Origin of the sequence: Pedobacter sp. Leaf170, assembly GCF_920984665.1 — a bacterium.
Taxonomy (GTDB): Bacteria; Bacteroidota; Bacteroidia; order Sphingobacteriales; family Sphingobacteriaceae; genus Pedobacter.
The window spans coordinates 106076-131783 of record NZ_CAKLBP010000003.1 but is presented as its reverse complement, the minus strand read 5'-3'; the positions used below and the strand labels follow the sequence as shown (position 1 = coordinate 131783).

Here is a 25708-nt window from a genome sequence, read left to right as displayed (position 1 = left end):
GGGATTTTCATCATTAATTGTGAAGTGAATTACGCTTGCAGATCGGCCATTACAGCATTAATTTTATCGCCTAACGCTGCATTTACTTTTGAAAAATCTGCTCTATCTGCCAATGGCGCATTTACACTGCAATAAAATTTAATTTTCGGTTCTGTACCACTCGGGCGGGCAGAAACAATACTTCCATCTTCTGTAATAAATTGCAATACGTCAGAAGCCGGATAATCTAATTTGGTAACTTTTCCGGTTGCTAAATCTGTCTCCTGGCTTAACTCGTAATCTTTCAATATAGCAACTTTAGAACCGCCTAATGATGCTGGCGGATTATTTCTAAATTTCTCCATCATTGCCTTAATTTCTTCAGCTCCGGTTTTGCCTTTTTTGGTTAGAGAAACTAAGTCTTCTTTGTATAAGCCATAATCAACATACATGTCTAAAAGCGCATTATACAAACTCGCACCTTTATCCTTGTAGTAGGCAGTCATTTCAGAAATAAAAGCAGCTGAAACAACCGCATCTTTATCGCGAACTAGTTCGCCAACCAAATAACCATAACTTTCCTCGCCACCAGCTATAAAAGTTTTTTCACCTTGTAGCTGAGTTATAATTTGACCAATCCATTTAAAACCGGTTAAGGTGTTAAAATATTCAACGTTTTTAGCATCACAGATGGCTTTGATTAAACTCGTGGTTACAATTGTAGAAACCACATATTCTTTTCCGGTAAGTTTTCCTTTTTCTTCCCAAGCTGAAACAATGTAGTTAATTAGTAAACTTCCGGTTTGGTTACCATTTAACAATACCCATTCGCCATTATTATCTTTAACGGCAATACCAACACGGTCGGCATCTGGGTCAGTTGCTAAAACCAAATCAGCATCAATTTCTTTAGCCTTATTCATAGCCAGAGTTAAAGCATCTTTTTCTTCTGGATTTGGATAAACAACAGTTGGGAAATTACCATCAGGTTTGCTTTGCTCTTCAACAACAGTAACATTAGTAAAACCAAACTGCTCAAGCGCTTTTGGTACCAAAGTTATGCCTGTTCCATGAATTGGTGAATAAACAATTTTTAAATCGTGCTGTCTTTTAATCGCATCAGGAGAAATTGAAAGTTCAGTAATTCCATCTAAATACAATTTATCAACTGCCTCGCCGATTAATTCAACGTTTGCATCAACTCTGTTAAACTTAACTTCATCAATACTTTGAATTTTGTTTACTTCATCAATCACTAATTTATCATCTGGTGATGTAAACTGACCACCATCGGCTCCATAGGCTTTATAACCATTATATTCTTTTGGATTATGCGATGCCGTTAACATTACTCCACTTTTGCAGCCAAAATGACGGACAGCAAAAGACAACTCAGGGGTTGGTCTTAATGCTTCGAAAAAGTACACATGAATACCGTTTGCCGAGAAAACATCAGCGGTAATTTTTGCGAAATAATCAGAATTGTTTCTGCTATCGTGAGCTATGGCAACACTGATTTTTTCACCTGGATATTTATTATTCAGATAATTTGCTAAACCTTGAGTTGCCGTTCCAATTGTATATTTGTTAATACGGTTAGAACCGGCGCCCATTATACCGCGTAAACCGCCAGTACCAAACTCTAAACTTTTATAAAATGAATCTACAAGTTCTGTAGTTGCTTCTTTATCTACAAGCGCTTGGATTTCAGACTTAGTTTTTTCGTCGTAATTTCCACTTAACCACTGATTAATTGTGGCCTGTGTTGATTGGTCAATTGATTGCATTGAGCTGTATTTTTAATTTAATATCTGGTGTTGAACAAAATTTAATTCATGAAGTTTGGTATTGTTGAAATATTTTCAACCGTTCCAAATTTTATTTTGTTGAGGTTGTTGCTTTTAAGTAGCTTTTGCTTAATTTCACGCCCCGATACAATAATAAAGAAAATCCAGTATTAAAAATGATTGAATTGCATTTTTATATTCTGGTAGGCACAATAGAAATTGTGTTCTTCTTATTACAGCTAAAATAATTATTAACTAGATGAAAATATTAAAATTTGGGGGTACTTCTGTAGGTAGTCCTGAGCGCATGACGAAGTTATTGGATATTATTAATCCAAATGAAGAACAGATTGTAGTATTATCAGCCGTGTCTGGTACAACAAATAGTTTAGTAGAAATTGCAAATTATTTTTTAGCTGGTGATAAGAAGAAGGGTAGCGAGTGTATAGAAAACTTATATCAAAAATATAAAACCTTTGTAGTAGAATTATTGCCGTCTGCAGAATTTCAAGATCAGGGAAACGAAGTGATTGATTATCATTTCGGTTTCTTAGCCGGCCTGGCAAATGATATTTTTACGCCAATTGAAGAAAAAGTTGTATTGGCACAAGGTGAGTTATTATCTACAACTTTATATCACATTTATTTAAAATCTATTGGTGTAGATTCAGTTTTGCTACCTGCGTTAGATTTTATGAAAACTGATGAAGACAGTGAACCAGACATTGCTTTTACAACGAAACATTTAATGCCTTTGTTGGAGGAACATAAAAACAATAAACTCTTCATTACACAAGGATATATTTGTCGTAATAGTTTTGGTGAAGTTGATAATTTACGCCGCGGAGGAAGTGATTATACAGCATCTTTATTGGGTGCTGCAATTCTTGCTGAGGAAGTTCAAATCTGGACGGATATAGACGGTATGCATAATAACGACCCTCGTATTGTTAAAGGAACCAAGCCGATTGCTCAATTATCTTTTGATGAGGCTGCCGAGTTGGCGTATTTTGGAGCAAAAATTTTGCATCCACAATCAGTTTTTCCTGCGCAGAAATACAAAATTCCTGTTCGCTTGCTAAATACTATGGAACCAAGTGCTTCTGGAACTTTAATTACACACGATAGCGAGAAAGGAAAAATTAAATCAATTGCGGCTAAGGATGGCATCACGGCTATTCGCATTCAATCGAGCCGAATGTTATTAGCTTATGGTTTCTTACGTCGTGTTTTCGAAGTTTTTGAGCGTTATAAAACACCAATTGATATGATTACCACTTCAGAAGTTGCTGTTTCATTAACTATTGATGAAACCGGAAATCTTTCAAAAATTATTGAAGAATTAGAAAGCTTCGGAACTGTAGAAGTTGATACAGATCACAGTATCGTATGTGTTGTTGGAGATTTTGGCTCAGAAAAACATGGTTTTGCAAGTAGAGTTTTAGAGGGATTGAAACACATTCCAATCCGTATGATTTCATACGGCGGAAGCAATTACAATGTTTCTTTATTAATTTTAAGTGAATATAAAACGGAAGCTTTAAGAAGTTTGCACAACAGGTTATTCGAATAGGAGATACAAACATCCAATAATTATCAGCAAACCCAAAATCATGTGAAAAGCTAAAAAGTTTGCTGGTAATAATTCATTTTTGTATTTCCTGTAAGAATTAAATAATCCTAAAGAAATAATAAGAGCTATAAATATGGCTGCAACTATCTTCATTTTCTGATAAAAAAGAGGAATAATACGATAAGAAGTAAAACGATGAAAAATCGAATCTTACCGTTGTATTGTTTTTGGTTAATTCTTCCATGCTTTAAGTCGAGATAGTTACCCCAATAAATAAGCCCAAAGAATAAAATTAAAATTATAATAAGGAATTTGAACATGTTCGCCGATAAAGATATATCAAAGTTTAACAATATTGAAACGCCATTCTATTATTACGATACAGAATTACTGCAAAGAACTTTAAGCACTTGTGCTGAAGCTGCAGCTCCATATCAGTTTCACATACATTATGCACTAAAAGCAAACTTCAATTCAGTTTTGCTGGAGCAAATTAAAAACATAGGCTTTGGTGCCGATTGTGTAAGTGCCGGAGAGGTAAGAAGAGCTGTAGAAGTTGGTTTCGATAATAAGAAAATTGTTTTTGCCGGAGTAGGTAAATCCGATAAAGAAATAAATGAAGCACTGGATTTAGATATTTTCTGCTTTAATGTAGAGTCTATTCAGGAGTTAGAAGTTTTAAATGAATTGGCTTCGGCTAAAGGTAAAACTGCGCAAGTTGCTATACGTATAAATCCAAATGTTGATGCACACACGCACCACAACATTACAACAGGTTTAGATGAAAATAAATTCGGCATCAATTCATGGGATTTACCAGAATGTGCCGAAACTTTAAAGGCATCCAAAAGCCTTAAATTTATTGGCATACATTTTCACATTGGTTCTCAAATTACAAATTTAGATGTTTACAAAAATCTTTGCGTTCGTGTTAATGAATTTTGTACATGGTTTGAGGAAAAAGGATTCGTTGTTGAAATTTTAAATGTTGGTGGTGGCTTAGGTATCGATTATTACAATCCAGACAATCAAATACCCGACTTTAAATCTTACTTTAAAATATTTAAAGATTTTTTAGAGATTAAACCAAACCAAGAGGTTCATTTTGAATTAGGAAGAGCCTTGGTTGGACAATCTGCATCATTAATTACCAGAGCTTTATACATTAAAAAAGGCAAGAAGAAAAATTTTGTAGTATTGGATGCAGGCATGACAGAATTGATGCGTCCGGCATTATATCAGGCTTACCATAAAATTGAAAATTTAAGTAAGAAGTCAGAAAACGGAAGTCAGACTACTGAAGTTATTAAATATGATATTGTTGGACCGATTTGCGAAAGTACAGATTGCTTTGGCAAAGAAGTAGAACAACCTGAATCTTTTAGAGGAGATGTTTTTGCAATTCGTAGCGCAGGTGCTTACGGAGAAGTTATGGCATCAAAATACAATTTGAGAGACGCAATAAGAACGGTTTACAGTAACGAGATTTAGAACTTTGTCACATCGAGCTTGCCGAAGTACTTTATTGTTCTTCGACAAGCTCAGAATGACAAATTTTCTATTTTCTTTTAGATGCTACAAAAACAACCACGCCAGCAACTAAAACAATGCCACCAACATAAGGCGGCCAGTTTACTGATTTTTCTTTATCAGCCGATATTTGTATCGGACCAGCATCAACAACTTTTTCCTTTTTAGTGTAAGTAAAGCCTGTCCAAACCAGCATTACAATTCCAACAATTATTAGTACGAGTCCAACGGTTTTATTCATAATTTTAAATTTTGATTTGAATTTAAACAGCCGTAAGCATAATTATGTTTTATTCTTCAAAGAAATCCACTAATCCTCCTATAAAATATTCTTCTATTCCTTCGGTAAAGTCTTTATAATCCTCGTCAGGTATATTGGTTTGTTTAAACTCTAACGAAGTTCCTTTTTTATCCTCATGAAGTTTAATCGTAACAATTGAAGGTTCACCTTCTTCACCAAAATACCATTGCTGAACAATTTTTTTATTGGTTTCAAACGCTAAGTTTTTTCCAACAATATCACCATCCCAATAAGAAAATTCTGTTTCTGGTTTTTCTTCAAACTCCACTTCAGCACCAGTCCAAAGTTTAATGCTAATATCTTTTGTAAGCGCTAAATAAACTTCTTCTGGTGTTGCGGGTATGTATGTGTATTTTTTATAGTCTCTCATCAACTATTAATCTTAAAATCCTTAAATCTATTAAATTCCTGCTCCTTACTTAAATGCATTCAATCCCGTCACATCCATGCCTGTAATAAGCAAATGTATGTCATGCGTGCCTTCGTAGGTAACTACCGATTCAAGGTTCATCATGTGGCGCATTATCGAATATTCGCCGGTAATGCCCATTCCGCCTAACATTTGGCGGGCATTTCTGGCAATATCCAATGCAATTTCTACACTGTTTCTTTTTGCCATTGATATTTGCTCAGCAGTTGCACGGTTTTCGCTTTTTAAAACACCCAAGCGCCAAACCAGGAGCTGACCTTTAGTAATTTCGGTAACCATTTCTGCTAATTTTTTTTGTTGCAATTGAAAACCGCCAATTGGTTTGCCAAATTGAATTCGCTCTTTTGAATAACGAAGTGCAGTATCATAACAATCCATTGCAGCACCTAATGCACCCCAGGCAATACCATAACGAGCTTGGTTTAAGCAGCCTAAAGGTCCTTTTAATCCACTAATTTCTGGAAAAACGTTTTCTTTCGGGATTTGAACATTATCAAAAACCAATTCTCCAGTTGCTGATGCCCTTAAGCTCCATTTATTATGCGTTTCTGGAGTAGAAAAACCTTGCATGCCGCGTTCTACTACCATACCACGTATTTTACCGGCTTCATCTTTGGCCCATACTACGGCGATATCTGCAAATGGCGCATTACTAATCCACATTTTAGCACCATTTAAGATGTAATGTGAGCCTGCATCTTTTATATTAGTCACCATTCCACCTGGATTAGAACCATGATCTGGCTCAGTTAAGCCAAAACAGCCCATCATTTCTCCGCTCGCTAATTTTGGTAAATATTTTTTACGCTGTTCCTCGCTACCGTATGCATAAATTGGATACATAACTAAGGAACCTTGTACTGATGCTGTTGAACGAATTCCTGAATCGCCTCTTTCTATTTCCTGCATTAAAATGCCATAAGCAGTATAATCTAAACCAGCACCACCATATTCTACCGGAATTGTCGGGCCAAATGCTCCAATATCTGCCAATCCTTTAATTAAATGTTTAGGAAATTCTGCTTTTTGCGCATAATCTTCAATAATTGGAGTAACTTCCTTTTTAACCCATTCCCTTGCTGTAGCACGAATTAATTTATGCTCATCTGTTAGCAATTCATCTAACAAATAATAGTCTGGGGCCTCGTATAAGTCTTTTTTCACTGATTTGCTCATTGCTTATTCTAATTTGGTTATGGTTTAAGCGTTCATTTCAAAGGTAACAATTTACGGCAATGGGCATTATATTCGCGAATAAAAATTATTTTTGAGCCATACAAAACTTCAATGAATCACTTTAAACAAACTGTAGCCTTAAAAGATGTAAAATGTTTTGCACTTCATGGTTTTTATCCTGAAGAGCAACTTATTGGCAATCACTTTGTTGTCGATTTGGAAACTGAATTTTTACCGTTGGGCTTTGATGATGAGTTAAATCAAACCGTAAATTACGAAGATTTAAATGCCATCATTCTCGAGGAAATGAAGAAAACTCAAAAACTTTTAGAAACCGTTTTAAACAACATTATTTCAAAAGTAATTAAGCTTTACCCCTTTGTTGAAACTGTTAATGTGAGCATTAAAAAGTTAAATCCACCAATGCCAGGGCAAATCGGGCATTCATTTGTTAAATTATCTTATACCTCAGTCAAATAAAAATGAATTTTACAAAAATTAATTCCGAAATTTTAGAAGAAATTAAGGCCGCTATCGGCACTGAAAAGGTTTTTACGGATGTGGAAAGTTTAGATAATTACAGTCACGATGAAACAGAAGATTTGCGTTACCAGCCAGAGGTTGTTGTAAAACCAACATCTGCAGAAGATATTTCGAAATTACTTAAGATTTGTAACCAACACCATATTCCGGTAACGCCACGCGGTGGTGGTACAGGTTTAAGCGGTGCTGCCTTACCAATTTATGGTGGTGTTTCTTTATCAATGGAAAAATTTAAAGCCATTTTAGATATTGATACCGAAAATTTGCAGGCAACGGTTGAGCCAGGTGTAATTACCGAAGAATTTATAAACGCTGTTGCAGAAAAAGGTTTGCTCTATCCGGTAGATCCGAGTAGTAAAGGTTCTTGTTTTATTGGGGGCAACGTTGCACATGGTTCTGGTGGCCCGAGAGTGGTAAAGTATGGTACAATCCGCGAATATATTTTGAACCTAGAAGTGGTTTTGCCTAATGGCGATATCATTTGGACCGGTGCAAACACGCTAAAATATGCATCAGGCTATAATTTAACGCAGTTAATGATAGGTTCTGAAGGGACATTAGGTGTAGTAACAAAAATCGTGACCAAACTTTTGCCCAAACCATCACAATCTGTGTTGATGATGGGTTCTTTCGCTACAAACGAAGATGCATGTGCTGCGGTTTCCGCAATTTTTAGAGCAGGTGTTACACCATCAGCGCTGGAGTTTATGGAGCGAAAAGGAGTGGAGTGGGTTATTAAATTTGATGATATAAAATTCGATTTAAAAGATAATGTTGCTGCCTTGCTGATGATTGAATTTGATGGTGATGATTTGGACGATATATTTAAAAATTGTGAAAAAACGAATATAGTTTTAGAAGAACATAATTGTACTGATGTTTTGTTTGCCGATACAGCTACGCAAAAAGAAGAGCTTTGGAGAATGCGCCGCACAATGGCCGAATCGGTAAAATCTAACTCTGTTTACAAAGAAGAAGATACCGTTGTGCCTCGTGCAGCTTTGCCAAAATTGGTAAATGGTATCAAAGAAATTGGCGCTAAATATGGTTTTGAAAGTGTTTGTTACGGGCATGCTGGTGATGGAAATTTGCACGTAAACATTATTAAAGCCGGAATGAGCGATGAAGACTGGAAGAACAAACTTAAATTTGGTATTGCCGAAATTTTTGAGCTTACCACCGCTTTGGGCGGAACTTTATCGGGTGAGCATGGAATTGGCCTGGTTCAGAAAGAGTTTATGCCAATTAAATACTCAGAAATTCATTTAAACCTGATGCGTGGTATTAAACAGGTATTCGACCCGAATGGAATTCTAAATCCTGGTAAAATTATGCCTGATAAATTATAGGGAATAAAAAATAATTAAAAGGTTTTGGAAATGAAAATTCAGTGCTTTGTGGCAATTTTAGTCCCGCCATTCGCTTTATCCCGATGAACTATCGGGATGCCCGCTTTTGTCGGGTTTAAAATTAATGGACTATGTAAAACGCCTTGCAACTGCAAATAGTTATATTTTCCCAGCCGTCTAAACGGGATTGAAGCGATATCCTTTTAAAATTGTAGCAACTTTGTTCATGCCGTTATGATGTATTTTAAAAGATTTAGCGCAAAGCCCGACTAACGATAATAATTGTAGAAATTTCCTTTTCTAAATCTTCAATTTTTTTAAAAAGATAAAATTTATTGCAATTGCTCAAAACCCAACATTCGTTGTTTTTCTGCTTCTGGTATTTCTGTTGGTCTTTTTGATGCATAATCAATGGCTATACAAACCGTTTTTCCTTTGCTGCAAATTACCTCTTCGCCGCCTTTAATTTTTACGATTTGATAATCCAGGTCAAAACTTGTGCTTCCAATTCTTGATGTTTTAACATAAACTGCAATTTTATCCTGCATAACAATCGGTAAAATGTAATCAATCTCTGCATGTGCAATTACGATTCCGGTCTTTTGCCAATCCCATTTTATGGTTTCTTCCCAATATTTCGTTCTTGCAATTTCTAAATATGTGAAGTAGACAGAATTGTTTACATGACCCATCATATCAAAATCAATAAAACGTGTGTGAATGTTGGTTTTATAGTTGAATTCGTCTGAAAAAACTCTAGATTCTGTCAATTTGTCTTTAGATTTTGATAAATTTTGCCATAATGTCTTAAAAATCATAATTTTTTGGTTTGGTATGTAAGTTGAATAATGCTTTTTATCAATTAAAAAATAAAAAATTAGAGATATGACACTTGTAAATTTTAACAACAGAACCCGCAACACAGCTCCTTACTTTAACAATGTTTTCGATTCATTGTTTAGCGATGCCGTAACTAAAAACAAAATGGTTGATAAATCGCCAAACGTAAATATTTACGAAAATGAAAACGCTTATGTTATTGAATTAGCAGCTCCGGGATTAAAGAAAGAAGATTTTCAAATTAACTTAAAAAAAGATACACTGTCTGTTTGGGCAGAAGTAAAAAAAGATGAAACTCAAATAGCAAAAGATTTTACTCGTAAAGAGTTTGATTACAGCTCATTTGCAAGGTCTTTTAATTTACCAGAAACTGCTGATGCTGATAAAATTTCAGCTGAATATAAAGACGGCATTCTAAATATCACCATCGGCAAAAAAGACGATACAAAATCTCAACATAAAGAAATCGTAGTATCGTAATAAAGAGTTTCTCGAAAGAGGATTTTCATAATAGTTTAAGTTTAGGTTTTATAAGGTTAGCATTGGATAGTGCTAACCTTATTTTGTTTTTAGGATATTGGTTAATTTGCCTTCGTTAATGGTGTTAGAAAATTAACAAATTCCAATTGAACTAATTTCCAATTGAACTAATAAACCATTTTTGTACTTTTGCGGCATGGTAAGAGAAATACTGGATACTAAACGTAAAGCATTAAAAATAAATTTAGACCCTAGAATTTACGGTACTTTTGCCGAAATAGGAGCTGGACAAGAAGTTTCTAGAAATTTTTTTAATGCAGGTGCAGCTTCTGGAACGGTTGCTAAAACAATGTCGGCCTATGATATGACTTTTAGTGATGCTATTTACGGAGCAGAATCAAACGGCAGGTATGTTTCTCAAAACCGCCTTATCCAAATGCTCGACCATGAATTTGGCTTGCTAAATGAAAGGTTATCTGGTGAGAAGTATGAAAGCAGAACATTTTTCGCCTTCGCCGATACTGTTACCACCTTAAATTACAAACGTACAAATGAGCCTCATGGTTGGATTGGGATTCGATTCCAGGATGAACCAGGAAGTTTACCAAATGAAATATTTTTCCATGTTAGGTTGCTTGATACGGATGTAAACATGCAACAGCGTGTTTTGGGTATTATTGGTGTAAATCTGGTTTACGCGGCTTTTTACCATTGCCATGAACCTAAAATTATGGTCGAATCATTGGCCGATAATTTAACAATAGGTTCAGTTGAAATTGACCTGATTTCTGTTAAAGGACCAGTGTTTCCAGAAGTTGATAACATTCTTTTAAATCTTTATATGATTATGAAAGATTTTTCTGCCGCTGCAATTTTCGATGCAGATGCTCATCCACGCCAGGCAAAAGATTTGTTATACAAAAAAGACATTATGATTTTAAGAACCAAATATGGTCAGAAATCATTACCAAACTTTAATTTGTTTAACAAAGCTACAGATCAGTTTAAAAGAACAAATCAGGTTGAAGAAGGAAATCTGGCCGTTATGATAGAAGTTTTATTAACCAACGTTTTAACCGACGACCAGGAAACGCCAGATGATATTGATTTAGAAACTGTTGCAAAACGTGCCCAGGAAATGTGCGATACCGGAAATATTGTAGTGGTATCAAACTTTACCCGTCACAATCGCCTGGCTAAATATTTGGCAAGGTGTAAGCCAAAAAGTGTAGGTTTAGCTACCAACATTAATAACCTGAAATTCGTGTTTAATTCTACCAACTTTAAAGGCGAAAACTATTCAGGGCAGCTGCTAAGCTATGTTAACGATATGTTTAATACAAATGTGAGATTATTTGCCTATCCGTTTTTAGATAAAAAAACCAATCAGGTTATCACAACTGCTAACATGCCGGTTACTGCAGAGGCCAAGCCTTTATTCGATTTTCTATTAATAAACGGTTACATTACCGATATTGAAGATTACGAAGATGACGAAGTGAAAACGGTTTAATGTTTTACATTTACTAATCGGGTAAATCTTCTCTAAAACATACTTACACTTACACAAACTAACTCATGCTTTTTAGGGTGCTCCCGGTTTGTAATACTTCTAAAATATGATGAGCACCACACTTTAAGGCGAAATTATTTCGCTGATGGCCGACAGGAAAGTCAAAGGCGATAGGGTAGTTGTATTCCCTAACTTTTTCCAGCACAATTTCGTAAATGGTTTTGCCGAACTCTTCGCCAATATCATCAGGTTTAACTTTAAAGCCACCAATAATTAACCCCTTTAAATTTTTTAACTTACCGCTACGCTTTAAATTCCACAACATTCTGTCGATACTGTAAAGATATTCTCCTGTATCTTCTATAAAAAGAATTTTGCCTTTAGTATCTAAATCTGAATCGCTTCCTGCCAGGGTTTCTATAATGCTTAAATTTCCGCCAACTAAAATACCTTCAGCTCTTCCTAATTTGTTGTTAAGGTTTGCTAAAGCACTGTAATTTAATTGTTGTCCAACTAAGGCATTTTTGACTGATAAAATGGTTTCTACTTGAATAGGTTCAGCTTTTGACCAATCATCAGGAAAGCTATTACACATTTTTGAATGAATGGAAGCGATTCCATAATTTTTAGCTAAGTGACAATGAAGAACTGTAATGTCACTAAAACCAATAATCCACTTAGGATTTTTTCTAAATGCTGCAAAGTCAAGCTTGTCGATAATTCTCACAAAACCATAGCCACCTCTGGCACACATGATAGCATTAACTTTCGGATCATCCAACATTTGTTGAAAATCTTTAAGTCTTTCATCATCTGTTCCGCCGTAAGTAAAATCACGCTTACCAATGGTATCGCCAATTTTAATGTTAAAACCCCAATTTTGTATTTGTAAAACAGATGGTTGAATTTGCTCTAAGGTGATGTAGCCAGCCGGACTTGTTATTCCGATTATATCGCCAGGCTTTAAATATGGAGGTATTTTAAATGATGAACCTTCATTTTCTGTTGATTTTGCCAAACTTTTTAATGCAGGAAGCAATGTTGTGCTTGCAATAATTGAAGAAAGGAAGTGTTTTCTGTTCATTTAAAAAAGATTGGTTTGTTTTTAGCGAATATATGATTTAAAAATAGCGCATAAAAGAAAAGGGATTTATATCCATAAATCCCTTTTTAAACCAAACAAATTAATCTGTAAAAGATTAGTATAATGTGAATTGTATAGATAACCAAGAATGAATAAAAATGTTTTGAGATTTTTAAATAAATGTACATAAGCTTAAATATATTTAGCTATTTTGATGGTTTGGAATAATATTCAAAAATTAAAGGCTACCCATCGCGGGTAGCCTTTGCTAACAACAAAACAAATATAAGATAACCAAATCTTACCCGATTGAACAGAATCAGGTTATTGCATTTATAAAAAACTTAATTGCCATTAATGGAATCGAACCATTAGGCAAATTTTGTCAAATTCTGAACTTACTTTTAGTCAGCTGGCCAAGTTTATAAATCATTAACTGCAAGCAAATATATTAAATTGTATATAATTTCTATAGATATAGTAGATAATATTTGTATTTATTTTTTAAGAGGCTTTATTTCAGTTATTTAATTACTTCGGATGCTCTGTTATTTTTATTTAAGCACAGTATTTTGTTCAATAAACCTGATAGAAATGGTTTCGATTTTTCATCGAAAATAATGGATAGCAGGGCTGAAGTATCTAAGAATAAGCGGCGCTCGTTTCCAAACCTTTTAATCAAGTTCTTAAAAGCTAATTATTTTAAGGATATTTGCAATTCAATACAAAAACGATAAGCGTGTCATTAGATAAATTAAAACTTAGTAAACCATTAGTTGCAGCCATGACGGATGCAGGATTTTTAACACCAAAAGAAATCCAGTTAAAAACCATGTCGCGGATTTTGGGTGGACAAGATGTTATAGCAGTAGGACCAGAAGGCGCCGGAAAAACAACTACTTATGTTTTAGCAACTTTAATGAAATTGAAATATGCTTTTGAAGAAGCACCAAGAGCATTAATTTTGGTGCCTGATGCAGAGCATGTAGACCACGTTTTGGAGCAATTTAAATTATTAAATAGAAATAATACATTCAGAATTTTAGGTATAGATAGCCGTGGTGTTGTAGAAACGCAGATGAATGAGATTACCGATGGTTGCGATATTATTGTTGCTGTGCCTGATAGAGCTCGGGCTTTGTACTTAAAACTTGCATTAAACACCAATAAAATTCAGCTTTTTATAGTGGATAATGCTGAGCTTATTGTTAAAAAAGGTTTACAATTGCCAGTTGTAGAACTTGCAAATAGCGCATATAAATCTCAACATGTTGTATTTACAGAAGTTTTACATGAGAAATTAAACCACATGATTTCTCCATTTATGAAAGATTCTACCACAACCATTGAGGTAGATGAAATAGGAGAGAAACAGGCAGAAGTTTATCCGCAGATGCTTTACCAGGTTCCAAATTTTAGAACTAAACTAAATCTTTTAACTTTATTGTTAAACGATGCTGAGTTTTTTGATAAAGTTATTGTTTTCGTAAATACTAGGCTAACTGCCCAAACGGTTTATAAAAATTTGAACAATCCGAAACCGGGAGAAATTAGCATTTATCGCTCATTGTTTTTTGATGATGAAGGATTTGATGATATTGATGATTTTAAAGCCAATCCGGATGCCCGAGTTTTGATTGTGGCGAATGAAAACTTAGGCGATTTAGACATACAGGGAATACCTTTTATTTTACATTTTGAATTACCCGAGCAAAAAGAAACGTTAATAAAGCGTATTGTGAAGCAAGGCGATGATGAAGTGGTAGCCATAACTTTTTCTACTGATATTGAGTTAATTGAGGTTAAGAAGATTGAACAAGCTATTGGTGAACGAATGGAAGTTATTGAATTACCTGAAGATTTGAAAATTGTGGATGCATCTACCGCAAAGCCGAAGAAAAAGAAAAAGGATGAAGAGGAAGATAATCTGGAAAGAGGCGCTGCTTTCCACGATAAGAAAGCGAGTAACGTTAAAAATTACAATTACAGCGCAGGTACAAAAGCTAAAATGACCTATAAAAACAAAAAAGGTTTATCTTAATACGCATTGTTAATATTCACAGTATTTAACCGTTATATTTAAATATCTAATTATTAAAAATTATGACTGAAAATAGTTACGCTACCAAAGGACAGATTCAGCATTTTGTGATGTTTTGGTTAAAGCCACAATTAACAAAAGCGGAAATATTAGATTTTACAAATTTTTTCGAGAGTTTAAAACCTATAAAATATATTAAGACATTAAATTACGGTTTGGCTGCAAATACACCAATAAGACCTGTTACGGATAACTCTTTTACTTATTCCTTAACCATAACTTTTGATAACATCGAAGATCATAACGCTTATCAGGAAGATAAAACCCATTTAGATGCTGTAGAAAAGTTTTCTAAAAACTGGTATAGAGTGGTGGTGCATGATACAATTGTATCTGCAAATTACGGATAAGCTAAAATTTAAATGCTTTAGCCATTACTTCTCATTAACAACTAATTCTGATTCGACAAGGGTATTGTAAAATGCCTGGTTTTCAGTATTTGGATTGTTAATCAAATCGAGTAAGATATTTGCTGCCTTTTGCCCTTGCAAGTATGGGTATTGTTCTACAGAAGCAATTGGCGAATAATCTAAATAATCCATTAAGGGTAAGTTGGCATAACTCACAATATCGATTTTATCAGCCAGGTTTTGCTTTTTCAGGTATTTTATAACAAATAGCGCCACATAATCGTTAAAGGCAACAATTGCAGATGGTTTTCTTTTGTGATTAATAAGTTGATTTGTGGCTTCTATTGTACCTTCTTCTGTAAGGTCGCAATTGGTAACTAAGGTTGGATCGAATTTAAGTCGGTTAAAATTAATGGCCTGCATATAACCATCTTTACGTTCGCCACTAGCAAATAAAGTAGATGGACCATTAATCATTCCAATAGTTCTGTGTCCTTTTTTTAGTAAGTAATTTACAGCCTTAATTGTTGCATTTTCTAAAGTACAGGCAACATAATGTACATTTTTTACCGGAGGAATGCGATCGAAAAATACAACAGGAATATTGAAGCTTTTTAGCTTTTCGAAATGCTCAAATGTTGAGGTATCTTTTGTAATGGAAACCAGCAAACCATCAACCCGTTGATTTTTCATTTTATCAACCAACTTTACTTCTTTCTCAAAATCATCATGAGATTGAGCGAAAATAACCGTGTAATTTCTTTTTAAGGCTTCATCTTCAATAGCCGAAATTGCAGTAGAAAAAAAATGCTCAGCCAGTTCTGGTAAAATTACGCCTATTGTGTAGGTTTTGCCCTTTTGAAAAAGAATTGCCGCATTATTTGGTTCGTAATTTAATGATTTTGCAAGTTCTTTAATTTTTTCTCTGGTAACGGCTCCAATACTGGGGTGATCATGCAAGCCCCTAGACACACTTGAGGGCGAAATATTTAAAATTTTTGCGATTTCCTTTATGGTAGTTGGTTTCGATTGCATCTAGTTTATAAGCTATATGAAATATCTTTACGATGTAATATTACAAAATAAATACTCGTAATAGCGGTTTTGTATTGCAATTCTTTACACAATATTAAAATTAATTTAATGTCAGAACAACGCTTATTTGACGTAGAATGAACCTTTTTGTTGAGAAATTTATATTTAAATCAATTTAATACAAATCTCTCACCGATTCCAGGATTTATCGTCAAGTTTTTTTGCACCTAAAATAATATACTTTTGCCTTTTATTTATTTTTATGATAATCGCTTCGGTATTTGTTTTTATAATAATCTTTTTAGTTGTAATTAACCTCCCTGTATTCGGCCGTTTGCCAAAAGGCGAAAGACTTGAAAAAATTCATCACTTATCAAATTATAAAGATGGAGCTATACAAAATCTATCAGTAACCTTAATGCAACCCGAAGGGGTTAGTTTTTTTGAAGTTTTACGTAAATTTTTATTGTCAAAACAACCAAATAAAACTCCTTCCCATGCCCTGCCTTTTTTACATCCAGCCATTAAAGAGGCTCAGAAAAGTTCGCTACCAGAAATTATTTGGTTCGGGCATTCATCTTATCTGATAAAAGTTGATGGTCTTCGTATTTTAGTCGATCCAATTTTTAGTTCAACGCCATCGCCATTTTCTTTTATTGGAAGCAAAGCTTTTAAAGGAACAGATTTTATAAAGGCTGATGATTTTAAGGATATTGATGTTTTATTAATCACTCACGATCATTACGACCATTTGGATTATCAAAGCATTTTGAAAATAGCACCAAATGCTAAGATTATTATAACTTCCTTGGGTGTGGGCGCTCATTTAGAAAGATGGGGTGTTTCCACCAATAAAATCAAAGAGTTAGCTTGGAATCAATCTGTTAACATATTTGATAGTTTGACATTTACTGCGGTTCCGGCAAGGCACTTTACGGGTAGAAAGTTTAAGCGAAACCAAACATTATGGTCTGCATTTGTATTAAAATCTAGCGCTGCGAAAATGTTTTTAGGAGGAGATTCTGGCTACGATACACATTTCAAAACTATTGGAGATGAATTTGGTCCATTTGATATAGCGCTGCTGGAATGTGGTCAATACAACGAACTTTGGCCATACATACACATGTATCCAGAGCAAACCGTGCAGGCGGCTATAGATTTGAACGCAAAGGTTTTATTGCCGGTACATTGGGGCAAATTTAGTTTAGCTATGCATCCGTGGAATGAGCCGGTGGAAAGAGTTACAATTGCGGCTACAGAAAAGCAATTTCCATTAATAACGCCAAAGTTGGGTGAAACGGTAACTGTAGGCATCTCCCATACAAATGATAAATGGTGGTAATATATAAAATTTAAACAATAGCGGTTTGATGTTGTTTATTTCAAAAATAGCAGATTATGAAAACCGACCTTGTAGAAATTTTTCAGACCATTAGAGCAAGTTTACAACCTTTCGCAGCCTTGGGTTATACCGTTCACGAAAATTCGGAAACGGGATATGACTTATACAGCGAAAAAAATATTGAAGTTGACGGCGAAAAAATTACAGAACGCTTTTTTGCAGGGGTTTATATAAATGGATCTGAAGTAGAAGTGAAGGTAAATACACAAGAGTTTGAACCTTCAAATCCGAATATAATTAAATTTGATTCTGAGAAAGTAGGTTTAAAAGTTAATAGTTTGGATAATGAAAAGCTTAAAGAAATAGATACTTTGGTCGAAATTATAAACGTCCACTTTAAAGAAAAGGAGTGGGTTTAACACCTATTTCAATTCCAAAAGGTAAATTTGTAAGCAATAATTAAAATATTGCTTACAAATAAATAACATTATAATTGGATATCATAAGCAAAACGCTTCCATTAAATAATCTTAAATGGGTCGATGATCTCCTTTCTGCATTAAACGCAGCTGGTTTTAAATTTGAAACCATAAATGAAGAAGGTTATACCTTAATCTATGTTATGGATAGCGCTGTTGTTTTAAATTTAATTAACATAGATTCCAAACATATTCCGCAAACGCTTATAAATATTCAGCAATCATTTTACAGTCGTGGCTTAAGTCTTATCCATCTTTGGGAGGATGTTTTCAGAAATAAGCCACTTTTGGTTTTAGAGCGTATAAAATCTCTAGCAGGAAAAAATTCGAGAATCCATGGCAGAAAAACCAGGGTCTTAAAAATCGATAAACCTACGGCAGACGCATTTTTAAATGAAAATCATCTTCAGGGCGCTGTTATCAGTCGACATAAATTTGGTCTCTTTTTTGCTGATGAACTTGTAGCCGTTGCCACATTTTCTGCATTAAGAAAAATGAACCATACTGAGAACTATAAATCAATAGAGCTAATAAGGTTTGCGGTAAAAGCTGGCTTTTCAGTTAGTGGTGGCTTATCAAAGTTATTGGTATATACCCGCAAAAATCTTAATCCAGATGATATAATGAGCTATGCCGATAGAGATTGGTCGGCAGGTGCTTCATATTTAAAATTAGGTTTCGAACAAATTTCTTACACCAACGCCCAAACTTTTGAACTTGATACAAATTTATCTCGAAGTTTATCAAAAGCTGTTGTTCAAAATAATAAGGCTACCGTTTTTAATACTGGTAGTATTAAGTTTATTTTAAAATTTTAAAATGGATGAAAACCCACTAATTGTTATTTTGGGTGCTACGGCATCTGGCAAAACAAAACTTGCTGTGCAGGTAGCTGATGCTTTGAACGGCGAAATCATTAGTGCAGATAGCAGACAGATTTTTAAGCGTATGGATATCGGTACGGGAAAAGATTTGTCGGAATATTTTATCAACGGAAAAAAAGTTCCTTACCATTTAATAGATATTTTGGAACCCGGAGAGCGGTATCACGTTGATGCGTTTAAAAAGGATTTTTATCAAGCCTTTGAAGAAATAACTGCAGCGAAAAAAATACCAATTCTTTGCGGCGGTACCGGAATGTACATTCATTCTATACTGCAAAACCAGCCTTTTACTGCAGTGCCTAAAGATTTAACCTTGAGGGATAAGCTGGAAGATTATAGCAAAGAAGATTTAGTTTTAAAACTTGAAAATTACGATGATGCGCATATCAGCCATGTGGATAAATCATCTAAAAAACGATTAATTCGGGCTATTGAAATTGGAGAATATTTGAAACATAATACTTTAGAGCAAATAGATTATCCAAAATTTAAACCCTTAGTTTTTGGGTTGAAGAACGAAGTTGAAATAACCCGCACAAATATTTTAAAGCGTTTAGATATTCGCTTACAAAATGGAATGATAGATGAGGTAGAGGAGCTTATTAAGAGCGGCGTAAGTAAAGATATTTTGATTTTTTATGGATTGGAATATAAATTTATTGTGATGTATTTAAATGGCGAGTTAAATCTTGACGAATTAAAACTGAAGCTTGAAATAGCCATTTGTCAATTTGCCAAGCGACAAAATACATTTTTCAGAAAGATGGAAAAGGACGGAATTCCTATTATTTGGCTTGATGCAAAACTCGGAAGCAACCACTTAAAACAAAGCATTTTAGAAATGGTTTTAAAAAAAATAAAATAGGCTATTATGAGTTAAATATGACGTTCTAGTGCATTTAAATGGCATTATTCCATTATTTTGGCATAGGGTTTGTAAACAGTGTAGCTATATATTGATTACCCAAAATAAATAACTCATAATGAAAACAATTACTAAAATTCTCGCTACTTCAGCAGCTGCTGTAGCGTTATTTGTCTCTACAAACGTTAATGCACAAACAACACCAAGAAATTTAGGTGTTGGTATTATTGCTGGTGTACCAACTAGTGATGCATATAGTGTTGCATTAGGTGCTGATTTAAGATACCAATTTAACGTAGATAAACAATTATCAATTCCAGTTACAGCAGGTTATACACATTTCAGCGGAAAAGAAATCGGTAACACAGGTGTAGATTTTCCAAGTTTTGGGTATATACCGGTTAAAGTTGGTGCAAAGTATTTCTTCAATGAATCTGGTTCAGGTGTTTATGGTTTAGCTGAATTAGGTGCTGGTTTTGGCACAAAAGAAGGTAGTGGAACATCATTTGTTTATTCACCAGCTTTAGGTTATTCATGGAGCAACGGTTTAGACCTTGGTGTTAAATACGAAGGTTTATCAAGAAACAGTAACAACACAGGTTACGTTGGTTTACGTTTAGCTTATGGTTTCTCCCTATAGTAAATAATTTTATTCACACATAAAGCCTCTGATAATCAGGGGCTTTTTTTATTTCAAGAATTTCAATAAAATATATTAAATCTGTTTCATGTTATTTTTCGTAAGTAAACTAAACCCTTAATTAAATAACTTAAAAAAATTAACATGAAAACACTTACTAAATTTTTTGCAACAGCAGCAGCAATTGCAATTTTTACTACTGGTAGCTTAAAGGCGCAAACATCAACTACAACAATGACAACTAATAATGGTATGGCATTTAAAGTGGGTGTAGGCGTACAAGGTGGATTATTTCCTGATAAATCTGAAATGGATTATGGATACGGTGCTGATTTAAGATTACAATATGATTTAACTAAAGATGTTGCAATTACAGCTTCTGCAGGTTATACAAAACTTAAATGGAAAGGAAGCCCTTTAAATTTCGAATTCATTCCATTAATGGGTGGTGTTAAAGCATTTGTTGTAGACAGAATGTTCTTAACAGGTGGCCTTGGTACAGGTTTAGCATTAAAAGATGGTGCAAATATGAATTTTATTTACACCGGTGGTTTAGGTTACGAATGGAATAATGGATTAGAAGTTGGCGTAAAATATGAAGGTTACGTAAACAATAGCGATTCTGATTTATACTTCATGAAAACTGGTCAGTACGCTTTAAGAATTGGTTACAATTTTAAATTATAATCGAAACATCATATAATTGAAGCCTCCGAAATTTTCGGGGGCTTTTTTTGTCATTTTAATATTTTAATTGCTATTTTGAGCCGAAAACCAAATACAATGAAAAAAATATTCGGAATAGCGATATTAACAGTTCTCATGGCCTGCAATCAAGCAGAGAAAAAATCTGATGAAAAAGCAGATTCTACAATAGCTAAATCTTCAGGAACTTCAACAAGCGTTGTTATTGAAGATGAAAAAAAAGCAAAAATATTTGCTCATTATGTTCAGCTAAAAGATGCCTTTGTAAAATCAGATGCTGCTGAAGCCCAGAAATCAGCTGTTGAATTAGAAAAAAGTTTAGCCGCTTATGAGGGTTGCGAAACTACCGCAAGCATTGCCAAAAAAATTGCTGAAACAAAAAATCTTGTTGTGCAACGTAAAGATTTTACTGCATTAAGTATGGATTTAATTGCTTTCATAAAATCTACTCCAATAAAAAGCGGTAAAATTTATGTGCAGCACTGCCCAATGGCAAACAAAGGCGATGGTGGCGATTGGTTATCAACAGAAAAAGAAATTAAGAACCCGTATTATGGTAACGAAATGCTCGAATGCGGCAGAGTAACAGATGAAATCAAAGGAATATAATGCATTAATGACTGTTATATAATCATGATTGTTACGTCATTTTGATTAATAATTCATATTAATTTAACAGATTTGCTATGCATGTATATTAATTTTTATATAAATTAGAAGCTATAAACACAACACAATAATATGTCAGATATTGCAGAGATTAAAGTTGATGGTAAGACAATTGAATTACCGGTAATTACAGGAACGGAAGACGAAAAGGCGATTGATATTTCTAAGCTAAGGGATTTAACCGGTTTTGTAACTTTAGATACAGGTTTTAAAAATACCGGCTCTACAAAAAGTAAAGTAACTTTTTTAGATGGTGAAAAAGGTATCCTAAAATATAGAGGTTACTCAATTGAAGAGCTTGCTGAGAAAGCTAGTTTCTTAGAGGTTTCTTATTTAATTGTGTACGGTGAATTACCAACTCAAGCGCAACTTGATGATTTTCAAGGAGAAATTAGTAAGCATACATTGATTCATGAAGACATGAAGAAATTTTTTGATGGCTATCCGTCAAAATCTCACCCAATGGGTCAGTTAGGTTCTTTAATCTTCTCTTTATCAACATTTTATCCTGAGTGTTTAAAGCCAAATCAAACAGCTGAAGAGCAAAATTTAACCATTATTAAGTTATTGGCTAAATTACCAACAATTGTATCGTTCATTTACAAAAAGTCATTAGGACATCCACTTATTTACCCTAAAAATAAATATGATTACGTGACCAATTTCCTTTGGATGACTTTTGGTCAGCGTACAGAAGATTACGATGTAAACCCGATTGTGGTTAGTGCAATGAATAAATTGTTAATTTTACATGCAGACCATGAGCAGAATTGTTCAGCATCAACTGTTCGTATTGTTGGTTCATCTGATTGTAATTTATATGCATCTATAGCTGCAGGTATAGCTGCATTGTGGGGTCCACTACATGGTGGTGCAAACCAGGCGGTAATTGATATGCTCGAACTTATCAAAGCTGATGGTGGTGATACTGAAAAATGGATTGCAAAGGCTAAAGATAAAAATGATCCTTTCCGGATGATGGGATTTGGTCATAGAGTTTACAAAAATTTCGATCCGCGTGCTAAAATCATTAAAAAAGCATGTGATGATATTTTAGAAAATCTAGGTATTGATGATCCGATTTTAGAAATCGCTAAAAAATTAGAAGAAGCTGCATTAACTGATCAATATTTTATCGACAGAAAATTATATCCAAACGTAGATTTTTACTCAGGTATTATTTACAGAGCATTAGGCTTTCCATCAGAAATGTTTACGGTACTATTTGCTTTAGGGCGTTTACCAGGATGGATTGCTCAATGGAAAGAAATGCATGAAAATAAAGAGCCAATTGGTCGTCCGCGTCAAATTTACGTAGGTGAAACGGACAGAGCTTTCGTTGGCATTAAAGATAGAAAGTAAATATAAATAGCATAAAAAAAACCAGGTTTGAAAAAACCTGGTTTTTTTTATGCTATAATTTTGATGGTTATGTTGCTACGTAATAGATTAAGTTGAGCATTACCATTTCTGTAATTTTAAATGCAATAGCATACAGAATAAAAATCGTTATCATTTTGCCGATTACTTTTTTACGTTGATAGAATATTTTTAACGCATTAAACATATACCAGCAAATCCATGCAAAAATCCCCAAACCAATTATATTAGCCATCAAAGAATCTTCCCCAAAAACATACTTAATAAAAGGTTTTGTCAAAATTGATACAATGAAATAAGCGGTCATCCCATGTATGGTAAATATCAAATGGTCGAGGTAATAGATATGGTTTTTTCTAAAATTCCACATGATAAATAGTGCAAGCAAGGGCATTAGCAGAAAGTATTGCTTTGGCCTGTTATGCTCCAGAGTTTCTTGAATAACCTCAGCATTTTGCCCTAAAGTAATAGCACGTTTTTTACTTAGCTTTTCAATCCAATTATCCTGCTCTTCCGAGCTCAGGCTTTTTTGTCGGGATAAGTAAGCCGCATAAGTTGAATCATTGCGTTTAATATTAATCGCATTATATTGCTTAATAATATTGGTTAATGAATCTGTTTTGTTAGCCTTATTCTGTTTCCTAAGTTCCGCTAGTTTAATGTTTTGTTCATTTAAGCTAAGTTTTTTAAAAGCTTCCTTGTCAATTTCTTCTAAAATCTGTTTTTTAGCATGATTAAAAAGTGCGGGACTTGTGTTTTTTAAACCAATTTTGGTCAGTTCCTTATCGGCACTATCAAGTACTTTCTTAGTTTCTGATTTCGTTGGAGCTTTATTTTCATGCTCATTTGTATTAGTCTTGTGCTCAGGCGAATACGCGATTAAAAAGTAAACGATAGATACAAAAATGTACATACTTACCGGGTTGATATATCTAGCTCTTTTACCTGCTAAATAATCAAGTGTAACTTGTCCGGGTTTAGTTAGAAGTGGTGTTAATGTTTGAAAAAACTTATTATCGAAATGAAAATAATGGGCAATACTATGGCTAATAAAGCCCCAAAAGCTTTCTTTTAATTCTAAGTTAGGCTGACCACAACTGCTGCAATAATGGCTTTCTACATGAGAACCACAGTTTAAGCAATTATGTTCTTTTCTGTATTTACCTGCTGACATAAGGAGATTGCGTAATAAAAATTTAGTGTGTTATGGCTTCAATAGCTTTTTCTTCAGCTCGGGTATGCTTATGCTTAAATAAAATGGCAAATAATACGGTAATGATTAAGGCATAGATGGTAAATGAAAGCCATATGCTATGCCAGTCTTTCATGTGAATGGTTTTATCAAATGCTCCGTTATTTAAAATGCTAACGCCCTGACTTTTTACAAACGATAAAAGGTGGCTATTCGTTGATTCTGAACCTACAAATTCTGCTGTAGACTGTACATTTGTGAAAGATTTCGTGAAGTATTTATCTATCATCCAACCAGAAACTAAACTTCCGAACACAGCTCCGAAACCATTTGTCATCATCATAAACATACCTTGAGCGGAAGATCTTGTTTTAGCAGTAGTTGAGGTTTCTACAAATAATGAACCTGAAATGTTGAAGAAATCGAAAGCCATTCCATATACAATACACGATAGAACAATCATCCATAAATTTTCTGATGGATTTCCGTAAGCGAATAAACCAAAACGGAAAACCCAGGCTAGCATAGCGATAATCATCACTTTTTTTATACCGAACCGTTTAAGGAAAAATGGTATTGCAAGGATAAACAACGTTTCTGAAACCTGAGATATAGACATAATTATTGTTGAATATTTCACAACAAATGAATCGGCATATTTTGGGAAGTTTTTAAATTCATCTAAGAAAACATCACCATAAGCGTTGGTTAGTTGCAAGGCTCCACCTAAAAACATCGAGAAGATAAAGAATAAAGCCATTTTGTAATTCGCAAAAAGCTTAAATGCCTCTAAACCTAAGGTATGCATTAGAGAAGCTTCTTCTGATATCAATTTAGTAGGTTTGCATTTTGGTAAAGTAAATGCATATACACCCAACAATAGCGCACCTGTTCCGGCTATGTAAAACTGATAAGCACTAGCTTTATTGCCAGAAAGATTTGTAATCCACATGGCGGCGATAAAACCCACTGTTCCCCAAACACGTATAGGAGGGAAGTCTTTCACAACATCCAGATTTCTGGCCTTTAGTGTGGTGTAAGAAATAGAGTTACTTAAAGAAATTGTTGGCATATAAAAGCACATGGCAACTAATATGGTCCAAAAAAATGCATTCGGACTTTCTACTTGTGGCAAGTAAAATAAAACGGCAGCATATAGCATATGTAAAATGCCATACAAAACTTCAGCGTTAACCCATTTATCGGCTATAATTCCGGTTAATGTTGGCATAAATAAAGAAGCAAATCCCATGGTTGCAAATATTGCCCCGAATTGCGTACCATCCCATTGTTTTGTGCCAAACCAATAATTTGCAATTGTGATAAGCCAGGCGCCCCAAACAAAAAACTGCATAAAGCTCATCAGCGTTAAGCGAAACTTAACATTCATCATATTTTGTTGTGTTTGATTTTGAAAGTAAAGGCTGAATATAGAACTATTTTAAAATATAATTAAAAAATGAACCCAAATTATTTTG

25 protein-coding genes are annotated in these 25708 nt (G+C 34.2%); 16 read left to right on the top strand and 9 right to left on the bottom strand.

The genetic code is table 11. From position 1 onward, the window contains the following. Positions 1-29 precede the first annotated feature (29 nt). Positions 30-1766 carry a phospho-sugar mutase gene (locus LUA90_RS09290; RefSeq protein ID WP_231459436.1) on the bottom strand — a complete coding sequence of 579 codons (1737 nt, stop codon included), beginning with the start codon at positions 1764-1766 and terminating at the stop codon, positions 30-32. Between the two features lie 259 nt (positions 1767-2025). Between LUA90_RS09290 and LUA90_RS09285 the strand changes: the two genes are divergently transcribed. Together LUA90_RS09285 and lysA are read left to right on the top strand one after the other, a co-directional pair. After that, complete coding sequence (locus tag LUA90_RS09285; RefSeq protein ID WP_231459437.1) at positions 2026-3339, top strand: aspartate kinase; 1314 nt, start codon at positions 2026-2028, stop codon at positions 3337-3339. A 318-nt stretch (positions 3340-3657) separates the two neighbouring features. After that, positions 3658-4830, top strand: a complete 1173-nt coding sequence (gene lysA, locus LUA90_RS09280; RefSeq protein WP_231459438.1) for a diaminopimelate decarboxylase — start codon at positions 3658-3660, stop codon at positions 4828-4830. Between the two features lie 67 nt (positions 4831-4897). Here lysA and LUA90_RS09275 read toward each other — a convergent pair whose 3' ends face one another. From LUA90_RS09275 to LUA90_RS09265, 3 genes are read right to left on the bottom strand one after another with little or no spacing between them, the layout of a single operon-like run. Next, a complete protein-coding gene (locus tag LUA90_RS09275) occupies positions 4898-5110 on the bottom strand; it encodes a hypothetical protein (RefSeq protein WP_231459439.1) in 213 nt (70 codons plus the stop codon). Between the two features lie 49 nt (positions 5111-5159). After that, positions 5160-5540, bottom strand: coding sequence for an SRPBCC domain-containing protein (locus tag LUA90_RS09270; protein WP_231459440.1), 381 nt, complete (start codon positions 5538-5540; stop codon positions 5160-5162). A 45-nt stretch (positions 5541-5585) separates the two neighbouring features. Further along, positions 5586-6776 carry an acyl-CoA dehydrogenase family protein gene (locus tag LUA90_RS09265; protein ID WP_231459441.1) on the bottom strand — a complete coding sequence of 397 codons (1191 nt, stop codon included), beginning with the start codon at positions 6774-6776 and terminating at the stop codon, positions 5586-5588. 111 nt (positions 6777-6887) lie between these two features. On the opposite strand from LUA90_RS09265, the gene folB reads away from it, so the two are divergent. Beyond that, on the top strand, positions 6888-7256 hold the full coding sequence (folB, locus tag LUA90_RS09260; protein WP_231459442.1) for a dihydroneopterin aldolase: 369 nt from the start codon (positions 6888-6890) through the stop codon (positions 7254-7256). A 2-nt stretch (positions 7257-7258) separates the two neighbouring features. After that, on the top strand, positions 7259-8668 hold the full coding sequence (locus LUA90_RS09255) for an FAD-binding oxidoreductase (protein WP_231459443.1): 1410 nt from the start codon (positions 7259-7261) through the stop codon (positions 8666-8668). Positions 8669-9000: 332 nt separating this feature from the next. On the opposite strand, the gene LUA90_RS09250 is transcribed toward LUA90_RS09255, so the two are convergent. Continuing rightward, the gene (locus LUA90_RS09250) at positions 9001-9486 is read right to left on the bottom strand and encodes a thioesterase family protein (RefSeq protein WP_231459444.1); all 486 of its coding nucleotides are present in this window, start codon (positions 9484-9486) and stop codon (positions 9001-9003) included. A 67-nt stretch (positions 9487-9553) separates the two neighbouring features. On the opposite strand from LUA90_RS09250, the gene LUA90_RS09245 reads away from it, so the two are divergent. Continuing rightward, positions 9554-9988: an Hsp20/alpha crystallin family protein gene (locus LUA90_RS09245; protein WP_231490759.1), complete on the top strand. Its 435-nt coding sequence runs from the start codon at positions 9554-9556 to the stop codon at positions 9986-9988. 196 nt (positions 9989-10184) lie between these two features. After that, the gene (locus tag LUA90_RS09240) at positions 10185-11501 is read left to right on the top strand and encodes a nicotinamide mononucleotide adenylyltransferase (protein ID WP_231490758.1); all 1317 of its coding nucleotides are present in this window, start codon (positions 10185-10187) and stop codon (positions 11499-11501) included. Between the two features lie 58 nt (positions 11502-11559). Here LUA90_RS09240 and LUA90_RS09235 read toward each other — a convergent pair whose 3' ends face one another. After that, positions 11560-12585 carry an LD-carboxypeptidase gene (locus tag LUA90_RS09235; RefSeq protein WP_231490757.1) on the bottom strand — a complete coding sequence of 342 codons (1026 nt, stop codon included), beginning with the start codon at positions 12583-12585 and terminating at the stop codon, positions 11560-11562. 739 nt (positions 12586-13324) lie between these two features. Here LUA90_RS09235 and LUA90_RS09230 point away from each other — a divergent pair. Beyond that, positions 13325-14626, top strand: a complete 1302-nt coding sequence (locus LUA90_RS09230) for a DEAD/DEAH box helicase (RefSeq protein ID WP_231490756.1) — start codon at positions 13325-13327, stop codon at positions 14624-14626. A gap of 62 nt (positions 14627-14688) precedes the next feature. After that, complete coding sequence (locus LUA90_RS09225; RefSeq protein ID WP_231459449.1) at positions 14689-15036, top strand: Dabb family protein; 348 nt, start codon at positions 14689-14691, stop codon at positions 15034-15036. Positions 15037-15060: 24 nt separating this feature from the next. Here LUA90_RS09225 and LUA90_RS09220 read toward each other — a convergent pair whose 3' ends face one another. Further along, complete coding sequence (locus LUA90_RS09220) at positions 15061-16071, bottom strand: LacI family DNA-binding transcriptional regulator (RefSeq protein WP_231459450.1); 1011 nt, start codon at positions 16069-16071, stop codon at positions 15061-15063. 262 nt (positions 16072-16333) lie between these two features. Between LUA90_RS09220 and LUA90_RS09215 the strand changes: the two genes are divergently transcribed. The 8 genes from LUA90_RS09215 (at position 16334) to LUA90_RS09180 (ending at position 23020) form a co-directional block, all read left to right on the top strand. After that, on the top strand, positions 16334-17416 hold the full coding sequence (locus tag LUA90_RS09215) for an MBL fold metallo-hydrolase (RefSeq protein WP_231490755.1): 1083 nt from the start codon (positions 16334-16336) through the stop codon (positions 17414-17416). Positions 17417-17472: 56 nt separating this feature from the next. Beyond that, positions 17473-17835 carry a hypothetical protein gene (locus LUA90_RS09210; protein WP_231459452.1) on the top strand — a complete coding sequence of 121 codons (363 nt, stop codon included), beginning with the start codon at positions 17473-17475 and terminating at the stop codon, positions 17833-17835. Positions 17836-17909: 74 nt separating this feature from the next. Next, positions 17910-18713, top strand: a complete 804-nt coding sequence (locus tag LUA90_RS09205; RefSeq protein WP_231490754.1) for a hypothetical protein — start codon at positions 17910-17912, stop codon at positions 18711-18713. Position 18714: 1 nt separating this feature from the next. Next, complete coding sequence (gene miaA, locus LUA90_RS09200) at positions 18715-19644, top strand: tRNA (adenosine(37)-N6)-dimethylallyltransferase MiaA (protein WP_231490753.1); 930 nt, start codon at positions 18715-18717, stop codon at positions 19642-19644. A gap of 118 nt (positions 19645-19762) precedes the next feature. Then, positions 19763-20284 carry a hypothetical protein gene (locus LUA90_RS09195; RefSeq protein WP_231459455.1) on the top strand — a complete coding sequence of 174 codons (522 nt, stop codon included), beginning with the start codon at positions 19763-19765 and terminating at the stop codon, positions 20282-20284. A gap of 144 nt (positions 20285-20428) precedes the next feature. Further along, a complete protein-coding gene (locus LUA90_RS09190; RefSeq protein WP_231459456.1) occupies positions 20429-20971 on the top strand; it encodes a hypothetical protein in 543 nt (180 codons plus the stop codon). A gap of 96 nt (positions 20972-21067) precedes the next feature. Continuing rightward, entirely contained in the window at positions 21068-21598 is a 531-nt protein-coding gene (locus LUA90_RS09185; RefSeq protein ID WP_231459457.1) for a DUF3347 domain-containing protein, read from the top strand. A gap of 132 nt (positions 21599-21730) precedes the next feature. Then, the gene (locus tag LUA90_RS09180) at positions 21731-23020 is read left to right on the top strand and encodes a citrate synthase (protein ID WP_231490752.1); all 1290 of its coding nucleotides are present in this window, start codon (positions 21731-21733) and stop codon (positions 23018-23020) included. 67 nt (positions 23021-23087) lie between these two features. Here the strand turns inward: LUA90_RS09180 and LUA90_RS09175 are convergent, their stop codons facing one another. Further along, on the bottom strand, positions 23088-24212 hold the full coding sequence (locus LUA90_RS09175; protein ID WP_231490751.1) for a DUF3667 domain-containing protein: 1125 nt from the start codon (positions 24210-24212) through the stop codon (positions 23088-23090). A 22-nt stretch (positions 24213-24234) separates the two neighbouring features. Continuing rightward, positions 24235-25620, bottom strand: coding sequence for a nucleoside permease (locus LUA90_RS09170; protein WP_231490981.1), 1386 nt, complete (start codon positions 25618-25620; stop codon positions 24235-24237). Positions 25621-25708 lie beyond the last annotated feature (88 nt).